The organism is Pseudanabaena sp. FACHB-2040 (assembly GCF_014696715.1).
Lineage (GTDB): Bacteria > Cyanobacteriota > Cyanobacteriia > Phormidesmidales > Phormidesmidaceae > JACVSF01.
This window is the reverse complement of sequence record NZ_JACJQO010000014.1, coordinates 1-11,811: the sequence shown is the minus strand read 5'-3', so window position 1 is coordinate 11,811 and position 11,811 is coordinate 1. Positions and strand designations below refer to the sequence as shown.

The following is an 11,811-nucleotide window of genomic DNA, read 5'->3' as shown; positions in this document are numbered from 1 at the left end:
ACCCACCTCTCAGATTGCGACGGTCGCCTATCGAACTGAATCACTCCGTCTCCGCTCGCTTACTGGTTCTCTAAATACCCACGCCACCCAAATTGTCCTAGGTAACGGAATAACGGGTTACCTAGCACCTAATTGGCTCTACTGGGCCGCTAGAAACGGTAACTCACCGCTCATTCGGCCTAGAACCGCTCAACTGCTAGAAGGGCGGCTGCAACGCTTGCAACTTGGTTTTCACGGACGCAGACGTCATCGAACTCGACCACATCATTTCCTGCTCTCTCGGCGGTCTTGATATTTCCTCTAACTGGCAACTCCTCCACAGACATTGTCACCACGTCAAATCTGTCGCTAAGCAAAATTCAGCCCGCAGTAGGGAGGTATGATCGTCACTCACCAATCGTTGAGGAGCCCGATGCTGGGAAACTTTCACGTTCGGTCCTGTAGACCATCGTCGGGGGCGACCCCGGCGATGAGTTTAACAAGTTAATCCAGGCTTGCTGTCCAGGCTTGGAAATCTCATTCTGCTTAACCATACGATGGCGTATTGACATCTACAAGATAGATCACTAATCTATAACCATACGGTAGCGTATCTAAAAGTAATTTAATACGGCAAAATTATTTAGAACCAAGGAGATAAAGATGCTTCGAGTGAGTGGGTACTGGTTAATTGCTATCGGTATTCTCCATCCCCTTGTCCACGGATGGCTTTTTGCTAAACCTTTGATGGATATTGTGCAGGATGGTTGGTTTAATGCGATCGCTCCCAATCCGTCAGATCCTTTTTATGATCGAGAAGATGCGTTTTGGTGCATGATGATAACGCCATTTCTCCTGATCATCGGATGGTTATGTTGTTGGGCACAAACAAGAGGTATTCGCTTACCCAGTTTTCCAGGTTGGATTCTCTTGCTAACGGCTGCTGTTGGAGTTACGCTTGAACCTTTTTCGGGATTTTGGCTGATTATCCCTCCTGCGTTGCTAATGTTAGTTGATCGACAACGGGACAAAGAATCGCTAAAAAACTTGCTTTAACACTCGGTCTTGGTGGGGTGGTCGTAGCACACTCAACGTCGCCGTTCAGCCATCGCTAGCAATTTTTCAGACGCACTGTAAAGGCTTAAATCGATGTGTCTAGCCCTTATTCACAGATCGCCGTAGCAGTCGCGAGTGGGACGCTCGCTGCTGTTTCCATCAATCACACTTTGACTGAAGAAAATCTGGTTCAGCTTAGGTGAATCAGCGATAAGGAGCTATGAGTCGAAGCAGGTAGTGCTGTAGACAAACGCTTCACTATGAAATGGCTCCTAAGGCCCTTAATGTTGTTTTTTGAGCAGTTGTTAACCCTGTTACGCCTTGAATATTCATGCCTTCATAGAGGCGATCGCCTTTCACCGTTTTGATACAGTGCCCTGTAGGGACATCCCACAGTTTTATGGTGCGATCGAAGCTCCCACTCAATAGAATTTGACCGTCAGGGCTGAAGACAACTGATGAAATCCAACTGGCGTGTCCACCCATCACATGAAGGCATTCTCCTGTCTCCAGATTCCAGAGGCGAACGGTTTGGTCATCACTACCACTGGCAATAGTTTGACCATCAGGGCTAATAGCAATGGTAAACGCGATGCTGGTATGCCCCTTTAATATTCTTAGACAGGCTCCGCTTTGCACGTTCCACAATCGGATGGTTTGGTCAAAGCTGCCGCTTGCTAGAATCGGCTCGGTTGGATGAAAGGCTAGCGCGTAAACTCCGCCCTTGTGTCCTTCCAGTACCCGTAGGCACTCCCCGGTCTGCGCGTCCCATAGCCGAATCGTCTGGTCATAGCTACCACTTGCCAGAGTTTGACCTTGGGAATCAAAGGCAATCGTCCGCATGCTGCTCTGATGACCCTGTAGCACATGTAAGCATTGGTGAGTTTGTACATCCCACAGACACACTGTTCGGTCACGGCTGCTGCTTGCCAGGGTTTGCCCAACGGGGTTAAACAGCACCGCTAATACGGGAGCATCGTGAGCAATCCAGCGATCACCCTGTCCTGTTTGCACATCCCATAGAAAAATGGAGCCATCTTCCCCATTGGTGGCGATCGTTTGACCATCCGGGCTAAAGCTCAAATTTGAGATTAGGCTGGTTTCTCTGTAGAGGGTTCTGTAGGGAAGCGAACTTAATGGCTCTCTATCTACCGGCCATTGCCATAAGTGAATCATTCCCGTTTGACTACTACTACTGGCAAACAGTTGATTCGGCGATCCAGTTCCCGCTGAGGCAGAATCATTCTGATTTTGAGCTGCCGTAACTGTGACAGGACTAAAACTTAAGGCGTGTTCTCCATAGGTAAAGCCGCTTAACGTTTTGAGGCTTTGCCCACTCGGCATCTGCCACAGCCGCACGGTTCGATCCTGGTTGGCGCTGATCAAGACCTGACCATCGGTACTGATGGCGAGCGCTAGAGCAGATACCGTCTGCTCGCCCAGAATATTTGTACAGTATCCATCTTGGACATTCCAAAGCCGAAGGGTGCCATCATCACTGCTGCTTACTAAAGTGTCACCCTCTGGACTAAATACAATGTTCCGAACCCAGTCTAAAGTGTCACCCTCTGGACTAAATATAGTGTTCCGAACCCAGTTAGTATGCCCCCGCAGTGATGATTCAAGATTACATGAATGAGTTTTAGAACTAGGCGGATGACTCCATAGTTGAATGCAGCCATCGAGGCCGCCACTTGCCAATCGTTGACCATCCGGGCTGTAGCGCACGCAGCGAATACCGGAAGAATGTCCTTCCAACACATTTAGGCATTTTCCAGTCTCAACATCCCAAAGCCGAATCGAGGTATCCTTACTGCCGCTGGCTAAAATTGGATGGTTGGGTGAGAAGTGAACGGAATAAACGTTTTTGGTGTGTCCTTTCAAAACGTGCAAGCAGTCACCCTGTAAATTCCACACTCTTGCGGTTTGATCATCACTACCACTGGCTAACCATTGACGATTAGCGCTGAAGCTTAAAGACCAAATTCGACTCGTATGCCCTGTCGAAGTCCACAAACACTGACCACTTTGCACATTCCACAACCGCACCGTCGCATCATTACCACCACTCGCCAGTGTCGTGCCATTGGGACTAAAGGCAACCGCCCAAACTCCACCGCGATGCCCCTCAAACGTCGCAATGAGTTGATGGGATACAACGTTCCATAAATACACAAAACCATTGATATCGCCGACGGCAAAAACTTGGCCATCAGGGCTGATATCAACCGATGTTGGCACCCCCAAAGTCTCTGAAAAAAGGCATGTTGCTAAATCAGAATTTTGAAAATTGACCCCTACTAAATTAATCTGCCGCAGGTCGGCTTGCCGCACTACGAGTTCAGAAAAATCGGAACCTTGCAAATCTACTTTGAGTTGCACCAGCAGATTGATCAAATTCCCCGCCGCATATCCTGCTCCATATTCTGACCGTTGTTGTGCGAGAAGTAGCCTTGCTCTATTTTCAACTTCCGACACATTTCGGTAAGCCGATAAAAGCCATTCCATTACAGGCTGCAAAATTAATCGCAGTTGCATTGCTCGGATATAGTCTTTTGCCTGTACTCGAATCAATGAATGACTGTGCCATACATCAAGCTGTCGGGTTGTAAATTCTGTACAGAGCTGTTGTATCAGCCGTTCTGTGACATATTCCAATACAACGGGCTGCAAGAAAAATAATCCGTCTGTTTTTTCGAGTAGCGACCGCCGGAGCAGTGAATTCACTTGTTGGGGAATGGTTTGTTGTGAGGCTGTACCGATAACGTTTTCACGAATCTCTGCGATCGCAACCGGCTCTCGGTGAATAGCAAACCAGTAGAGAATTTTCTGTTCCTCTACCGATAGGCGATTAAATTGGCGATCGAGCAGATCGCGGATGTCTTCAAAGACAAAAACGCCCTGCTCAAGATAGGTTAGAACCTCTGCAACACTGCCGTCGAACAAATCTTGCGTAGCAGCTGCAACCAACTTCAGCGCTAGAGGGTTGCCGCCATAGTGATTGACCAGGGTTTGCCACTCGGCTTGTGAACCTGTAAACGCTCCTTTTTGCTGAAAAATGGCGCGTCCATTATCGGGGGTGAGTCCACTTAGAGAAAGCGATCGCACTACGCTCTGTCCGCCCTCCAGCAGGGCGATTTCCCGTGGCTTTTCGCGACTGGTTAGCAAGCAACAGCTTTGGTGGGGCGTTTCTCCTAGAGTCCTCAAAAACTGTCCATAAGCTTCATAGCCCGATTTCCACTGGCCCACCTGCTCACTATGCAGAATGGTTTCAGCGTTATCTAAAATCAAGAGACACCGCTGCGATCGCAAGTACTGCATCAACAGGACAAGCTTCTCATCGAGCGTAGCCGGGATAATCGGATCATCTCCCTGAATCGGCATCAGAAATTTCAGCAGGCTGGTCAGAAGCCCATCAAACGAGGGTGCGTTGGCAAGCGATCGCCACACCACAATCTCAAACTCAGACCGCATCTGTAGCGCTGCTTTGACGGCAATCGTACTTTTGCCAATCCCACCAAGCCCCAGTAGCCCAACTACGCGGCAACGTTCAGCCACTACCCACTGCCACAGTTGCGCCAATTCGGTTTCGCGACCATAAAACACTGAGGCATCAACCGCACTATCCCAGTCTTGCTGAGGATCTTCTCGCTGCGACTCTAGCGTTTTGGAGGCTGCGACAGGGGGTGCATAATCAGCCTTTGTGAGTTCTAACCCAAATGCCTGAAAAAGGATCTCTAGCGACTGCCGATCGACACCAAGTTCGCGATTGAGGATCCGGGATAGAGTGTTGGAGGATAGTTCTGTGCGCTCGATGAGATCTTCCTGCGTGAACCGCTTACCCCAGGCTTCCTCCGACTCTGCCTGCTGTTTTGCCGCTTGAAACCGCTGCCATCCATGCGGCGACAGAACCACCCCTCTCACTCGTGTAGAGGCAACTTTACTGCGCTTGGATTTCTTGGTACTGGTATCCATAAGCAAATTGCCGGATTTTAAAGAGCAAAGCGAGTCTTTTTACTTTTTTATTTTTTATGAGGGGCCGAATCCTTTTGTACGAATGGCAAACCACCGAATTAGGGCCTTTTTTCCCGAAGAATACCACGCTTCACGATAAGTTGCGGTTTACCTGGAGGAACTTGCGTGGTGTCAATGGAATATCTGTTGAAGAATGATGACAACGAAATAAATAATGTCGAGTTAGTGCCTTCGTTCGCATTGAATTTAACCTATGACATTCATTCAAAAGTGAAAGGGGCTGTACTTGCGAATGTTGGGCTACCGTTTTTGAAAAACTGGTGAAGCTGTGCAAGTACTTATGAATAGGATTACTCAAGGATAAAGTTATGAAAACAGGGATAAATCGGCAGTTACGCTTGGCATCCCGTCCGGTTGGTGATATCAAGGAAAGCGATTTTGAGTATCGGGAAGAACCAATCCCCAGCCCTCAAGAAGGTGAGATCTTGGTACGGACTATCTATCTCTCGCTAGACCCCACCAATCGCATTTGGATGAGCGACATGGAGCAGTATATGCCTCCCGTTGAAATTGGGGAAGTCATGCGCGGCGCTATTATCGGTGTGGTTGAAGAATCTAAGAATCCAAACTTTAAACAGGGAGATTTGGTTTCGGGTCTGCTGGGTTGGCAAGATTATGCGATCGCTGAAGGGAACAGTGGCTTTTCCCTCACACGACTACCTGACCCTTTGCCCTGTCCGCTCACGGCATTTGTGGGACCCCTAGGACTTACGGGTTGTACGGCTTATTTTGGGCTCTTGGATATTGGACAGGCTAAAGAAGGGGAAACTGTGGTCGTGTCAGCAGCAGCAGGCGCAGTTGGTTCCATTGTTGGACAAATTGCCAAGATTAAAGGCTGTCGTGTGGTGGGTATAACTGGCTCTGATGAGAAATGCCGCTGGCTTGTTGAAGAACTTGGATTTGATGCAGCGATTAACTATAAAACCGTTGACTTGGAAAGTGCGATCGCACAAGCCTGCCCCGATGGAATTGACGTTTATTTCGATAATGTTGGGGGCTCTATTCTTGATGCTGTGCTGACCAAAACTAATCTGCACGCACGTATTCCTCTATGCGGTTTGATCTCAACTTATAACGCAACAGAGCCTGTTCCCGGCCCTTATAATTACAGCCAAATTCTGATGAAGCGTATTCATGTGCAGGGGTTTATTATCCTCGATTATATTCCCCGATGGTCTGAAGCGATTAGCGACCTTGGACAGTGGCTCAATCAGGGAAAAATTAAATATTCTCTGGAGGTTGTCGAGGGCTTGGAAAATGCACCGAAAGCAATTCTAAAACTTTTCGACGGTAACAAGAAGGGAAAACTGGTCGTTAAAGTCTCAGAGGAACCTAGCTAGTTACATCAGATTGGCTGTGGACTTTCTCTAGTGTGGTAATTGAGGTGCGATCGCACCTCAATTAAAGAATCTTTTGGCTAACAAATAGCCTAATTATTGAGGCGGATATCAGAGTTTTCCAATGTACCTCCAAACTGTCTTTAACATTAGCGAATCAACACTGCGGCATTGCATAGAATCAGCTCCAATTCATAGCCTGATTCTGGAGCGTCGAAACAGCAAAGCGGACCCGATAAACATCATGACGAAAAAAGCATTCAGACCCAATACACCCAACACCCCCATGGAGGCTTCTACCGAGGTCACTTGGGGCTTCTTGATAATCAGTGCGATCACGGGAACCAATGCTTGAGCGAGTGCTGTTGCAAACAACGTACGTGCCATTCCCTGTGGCCGTAAACGCACGATGGTGGCACCGAGGATTCCAATGGCGACCACTCCGAAATACATCAGGTTAACAGGGTTGTCCTCAGACCCAATGATACCAACAGCAAGATTCATCCAGACGAGGAGGAACGCTGCCGCGAGTGCAATGCCGACAGCTACGCGGTATGCCATAGTGCCCCCTTTCTTCGCTACTAGTTCATAGGCGAGACCCGTGCCAAAGATGAGGGTACCAGCGACAATGAAGTCGAATAGATCCCAAACTACCTGATTGGTAAACAGCATCGCTATCAAGGGCATCAGCAATATGGATGCTGTTCCCAGTGCAAGGTAAATAATGTTTTTATTTTGCATAATGATAGATGTTATGTTCTCTCTCATAATTCCTGCGGATGTTTCGACGAACAGCCAAAGAGCATAACCAAATAATCCTCGTCCTCCCTCTGCACGCTCTCGGAGAAGATCGGTGAAAGTTTGCTTCATCCCCTCACCAAAGCGCTCATAGTAAGGCTTCGAGTAGAGACGAAGCAGTTTTGCATACCAGTACCGATATCGTCGTATTAAGCGTTCGTTCATGTGTCGTACGCAAAAGTATTCGGAAAGATCCGTTTTTGTTGAGCAACCATTAGAATTTCGCGGTATCGCTCCAATTCCGCAGCGAGTGCTTTTTTACCGAGCGCGGTGATTGTGTAGTAGATCCGCCGCTCGTCGTCCATTTTTGGGTCTATCTTTTTGTCGCTCTCACGGATCAATCCCGCCTCAATCATGCGACCAATCGAGCCGTAGAGCGTTCCAGGCCCCATCTTTACCTTTCCCTGTGAATCCGACTCGACCTGCTTCATGATTTCATAGCCATGGCTCTCCTGTATGGAGAGGGCGAGAAGGATATGAAACACTGCTGGCGTAAGGGGTTTATTGGGTGTGTTCTTTTTAGCCATACCTTAAACTATATCCGTTACGGATATATGTCAATACGATGCTAAAAGTCTGAAAAATACCACGCTTGCTTCACGAATGAATCGAAGCGTGTGCTCTTGAGCCCTCGACCGTTTGAAAAATAGGGTTAATGTCATCGCATGTAGTGATGGCTTCTCATCCAGATACCGCCGTTAGAGTCATAGAACACGCAGCAACCGCAGCCTGGAGAAGCTGGCTGTGCCGCAAAATTTTCTAAATGACATTGGGCAAAAAGTGCTGATATGAGTAATGAGAACAATATCGATCTCGTCGGCTGTATAGCCTGCTGCCTGTAACGACATCGGTAGCTTGCCGCCCAATTCCCCAAACAATTCCCCTGAACCTGTGTCTACCAACACCTGGTTGTCTCCAGTATCGATAAGAAACACATTGATCGAAGCTTCAACGGGGTTTTCAAGGAAGCTGTGATGTAGGAGGCGATCGATTTCTGCCTGGTTTGTATTGGTCAGGATGGGATGCAAATCCAAGGGTACTGTGCCGTCGCTGAGGGCGGTAATTGTGAAATCGCCTAACTCGAATTGATAGACACCTGGCACTTGAGGTTTCGCCGTTTTCTCTGCGGTAATTCCCGGCAACACCTCTGCGGTGATTCCCGGAAGCATAATTGAGGTTGCAATAATCAACACTGCGGTGATAACAGATATGGCAAACCTAAAAAACATCTTCGAGACATCCCAGTGATAATTAAAGATTGATGCAACATAAAGTTAGTTTGTAAAACTTTACCCAACTGCACCAATCAATATTCACTAATTAAACGACAGGTTAGAGCGATTTTCCACTACAGAGGCTGGAGCATTACAGCGTGGTAATGATTGTGCTAGTGCCCCTCATACTCCCAGTGTTGCTTCTTGAGCATTCGTCAACCCCGTTACGCCTCCAATATTCATGCCTTCATAGAGCTGATCGCTCCGCAGGCTTCGTAAACGGCGAAAACTTTATTTGCGCGATCGCAACTAGCAAAATCAACCAGAAGCGCGGCTGATGTCGGGTAGATGATGCTTGGAAACAACTGAATCAGGCTCTTTTTCCCTGAAAAATATCACGCTTTACCATAAGTTGCGGCTTAACTGGAGTAACTTGCGTGGTCTCAATGGGACGTCTGTTGAAGAATGAGGACAACGAAGCAACTGCCGAGTCAACGCCTTCGTTCCTTTGAATTCAACCCATACCGATTGAGGAAAAGTCCCATGAGCACAATCACAACGCAAGATGGCACACAGATTTACTACAAAGATTGGGGTGCAGGACAACCTGTTGTCTTCAGCCACGGCTGGCCCCTGAATTCTGACAGTTGGGAAGCTCAAATGCTGTTTCTGGCAGACCACGGGTTTCGGGCCATCGCTCATGATCGTCGGGGGCATGGACGCTCCAGCCAGCCCTGGAACGGCAACGAGATGAATACCTATGCCGACGACCTCGCGACGCTGATTGAAACGCTAGACCTAGGGGGAGCTACCTTAATAGGGTTCTCCACAGGCGGCGGTGAAGTTGCCCGCTACATTGGTCGCCACGGCACAGCGCGAGTTGCAAAAGCTGCACTGATCTCTGCTGTACCGCCGCTGATGCTGAAGACAGAGAATAATCCTGACGGACTGCCGTTCGACGTGTTCGACGGACTTCGCGCTGCCTCCCTGGCTGATCGTTCGCAGTTCTACAAAGATCTCGCTAGCGGCCCCTTCTTCGGCTTCAACCGTCCAGGTGCCAAAATTTCTCAGGGCATGATTGACTGGTTCTGGTTTCAAGGAATGCAGGCGGGGCACAAGAATGCATTCGACTCTATCAAAGCCTTTTCTGAAACCGACTTCACAGAAGACCTCAAAAAGTTTGATGTGCCAACGCTGATCATTCATGGTGATGATGACCAGATTGTGCCGATTGGTGCAGCTGCGATCGCAGCCGCCAAACTGGTGAAGCATTCCACCCTGAAAATTTATTCCGGCGCACCCCACGGTTTAACCGACACGCACAAGGAACAACTCAACAACGACCTTTTATCGTTTCTAAAGGACTGACACCGGACGGTGTTGCTCAACACAGATATGAAAGCCCTCCTTGCCCCGATTCTTAGCCGTATGGGCATTCAAGAGAGGGAACCAGATTAACTCAAAGCTCCCAGAATTAGGCCTCCAGGCATTCAAGAAAGGGGAATTTAGGGAGCCTGAAAGGTTTGATGCTCTACAAGTTCATTTCTTGATTCAGCAAAGCCTTCCCCAAACAAAGGTAGCTATAGGTATCAATCATGCTCACGTATTTGCTCTCACCACTAGAGGAGAAATCGTGGGAGTATTCAATCAGGAAACGGACATAAAGGAGCCCAAGGCATGAACATGCCCACTCTCAGAAGCGGCACCCGCTTGTTTTTGATCGCCGCGCTCTTTTTAGGAACCACTCTAATCACTTCATTAGGAACTGTCATGAACACCACAAACGCACAAGACATCAAACCCACTATCGTTCTTGTTCACGGTGCATTCGCTGAGTCTTCTAGCTGGAATGGCGTATTGACCCAACTGCATGAGAAGGGTTACCCGGCGGTTGCCGTAGCCAATCCTCTACGTGGAGTGAAGAGCGACGCGAATTATGTTGCCAGTGTCCTCAAGAGCATTGAGGGCCCTACGGTGTTAGTCGGACACTCCTATGGGGGTGCGGTGATCACCAACGCGGTCAATGACAACGACAATGTGAAGGCACTCGTCTATGTTGCGGCTTTCGCTCCGGATGCAGGGGAAACTGCCGTCGAACTCTCAGGACGTTATCCTGGCGGCACACTTGGGCCTGCGCTCGCGCCACCTGTTGCAATACCTGATGGGGGTCAAGACCTTTATATCCAGCAAGACAAGTTCCACGCTCAGTTTGCTGCGGATGTACCTGTCGCAGCGGCACAGTTAATGGCTAGCACCCAACGGCCTATCACGGAAGCTGCTCTTAACGAAGCCTCTGGTACTCCTGCATGGAAGTCCACCCCGTCGTGGTTCATTTATGGCGATCGCGACTTAAATATTCCAGAGGCAGCTCTCTCTTTCATGGCGGAGCGTGCCAGCTCGAAGGAAACGGTTGTCGTGAATGGCGCATCGCATGTAGTGATGGTTTCTTATCCAGATGCCGTCGTTAGAGTCATCGAGCATGCTGCAACTGCAGAGTAGAGAAACTGGCTGTGCTGCAAAAACTTCTGAAAGACATTAGGCAAAAAGTGCCGTCATTTCAGAGAAGCAGTAGGGATAGCAAGCAGTGGGGGAAGTTTTAGGCTTTTCCCTCTAACCATTAACCTAGTTTTGCGATACACCCCAAAGAGGTACCACGATGAATGTCTTAGTGATCGGAGCAGCGGGCAAGACAGGAAGACAGGTGGTGGATCAGGCGCTTGCCGCCGGCCACACCGTGACGGCCTTCATGCGCGATAGTACTCACTACAATGCCCCGCCTAACGTTCGCGTTTTCACTGGGGATGCAACCGACCAAGCGGCGATGTCCCACGCGACAGCTGGTCAGGACGCTGTGATCGATACAGTCGGCGGCAAGACGCCGTGGAAAAAGACGGAGATCGAACAAAAGGTTGCCCGCGCTGTCGTTGCAGCCGCAAAGAAGAACGGCACACGCCGGATCATCGCGATCTCGGCTCTGGGTGTGGGGGACAGCACGGCACAGGCAACACTACCGTTCCGGCTGCTGCTGCTGCCCACATTCCTGCGGGGATCTACGGCTGATAAAACCGCCATGGAACGGGAGATTGCACAGGCAGAAATCCCCTATGTGCTAGTTCGCCCCGCCGTGTTGAATGACCAGCCCGCTGTCGGCTCTGTACGTGTGCTCTCAGGTGTAGAGAAGGGCCACCAGGTAACCCGCGCCGATCTGGCCGCGTTCGTCGTAGAGCAGTTGACCACAGACACGCATGTGAACCGAGCCGTTACGATCGCAAACAGCTAATCCCTCTTTAATCACTTCAGGGGAAGTAAAGTGAAGGAAGAAGAACTGTAGTAGGGGTAGGAACAATGGTTGTCCCTCGCCTTGCCCGTCAGACCGTTGGTTTTGTAGATGA

General features: G+C 49.3%; 9 protein-coding genes. 5 read left to right on the top strand and 4 right to left on the bottom strand.

The features are described 5' to 3' along the window. Nucleotides 1-642 precede the first annotated feature (642 nt). Nucleotides 643-1,035 carry a DUF6463 family protein gene (locus H6G13_RS17135; RefSeq protein ID WP_190484976.1) on the top strand — a complete coding sequence of 131 codons (393 nt, stop codon included), beginning with the start codon at nt 643-645 and terminating at the stop codon, nt 1,033-1,035. A 258-nt stretch (nt 1,036-1,293) separates the two neighbouring features. Here H6G13_RS17135 and H6G13_RS17130 read toward each other — a convergent pair whose 3' ends face one another. Beyond that, a complete protein-coding gene (locus tag H6G13_RS17130) occupies nt 1,294-5,010 on the bottom strand; it encodes an NB-ARC domain-containing protein (protein WP_190484974.1) in 3,717 nt (1,238 codons plus the stop codon). A gap of 368 nt (nt 5,011-5,378) precedes the next feature. Between H6G13_RS17130 and H6G13_RS17125 the strand changes: the two genes are divergently transcribed. Next, nucleotides 5,379-6,410, top strand: a complete 1,032-nt coding sequence (locus H6G13_RS17125; protein ID WP_190484972.1) for an NADP-dependent oxidoreductase — start codon at nt 5,379-5,381, stop codon at nt 6,408-6,410. 189 nt (nt 6,411-6,599) lie between these two features. On the opposite strand, the gene H6G13_RS17120 is transcribed toward H6G13_RS17125, so the two are convergent. The 3 genes from H6G13_RS17120 to H6G13_RS17110 all read right to left on the bottom strand — a co-directional run bounded on the left by H6G13_RS17120 (nt 6,600) and on the right by H6G13_RS17110 (nt 8,395). Continuing rightward, on the bottom strand, nt 6,600-7,370 hold the full coding sequence (locus H6G13_RS17120) for a hypothetical protein (protein ID WP_199305974.1): 771 nt from the start codon (nt 7,368-7,370) through the stop codon (nt 6,600-6,602). Further along, nucleotides 7,367-7,732 (bottom strand): PadR family transcriptional regulator, encoded by a 366-nt coding sequence (locus tag H6G13_RS17115; RefSeq protein ID WP_190484970.1) that lies wholly within the window; start codon nt 7,730-7,732, stop codon nt 7,367-7,369. The genes H6G13_RS17120 and H6G13_RS17115 overlap by 4 nt, the downstream gene beginning before the upstream one ends. 177 nt (nt 7,733-7,909) lie before the next feature. After that, the gene (locus H6G13_RS17110; RefSeq protein WP_199305973.1) at nt 7,910-8,395 is read right to left on the bottom strand and encodes an MBL fold metallo-hydrolase; all 486 of its coding nucleotides are present in this window, start codon (nt 8,393-8,395) and stop codon (nt 7,910-7,912) included. A gap of 567 nt (nt 8,396-8,962) precedes the next feature. Between H6G13_RS17110 and H6G13_RS17105 the strand changes: the two genes are divergently transcribed. From H6G13_RS17105 to H6G13_RS17095, 3 genes are all read left to right on the top strand, one after another. Further along, on the top strand, nt 8,963-9,787 hold the full coding sequence (locus H6G13_RS17105; protein ID WP_190484965.1) for an alpha/beta hydrolase: 825 nt from the start codon (nt 8,963-8,965) through the stop codon (nt 9,785-9,787). Nucleotides 9,788-10,096: 309 nt separating this feature from the next. Beyond that, a complete protein-coding gene (locus H6G13_RS17100; protein WP_190484964.1) occupies nt 10,097-10,918 on the top strand; it encodes an alpha/beta hydrolase in 822 nt (273 codons plus the stop codon). A 157-nt stretch (nt 10,919-11,075) separates the two neighbouring features. After that, a complete protein-coding gene (locus H6G13_RS17095) occupies nt 11,076-11,699 on the top strand; it encodes an NAD(P)H-binding protein (RefSeq protein WP_190484962.1) in 624 nt (207 codons plus the stop codon). The last annotated feature ends 112 nt before the right edge of the window (nt 11,700-11,811 follow it).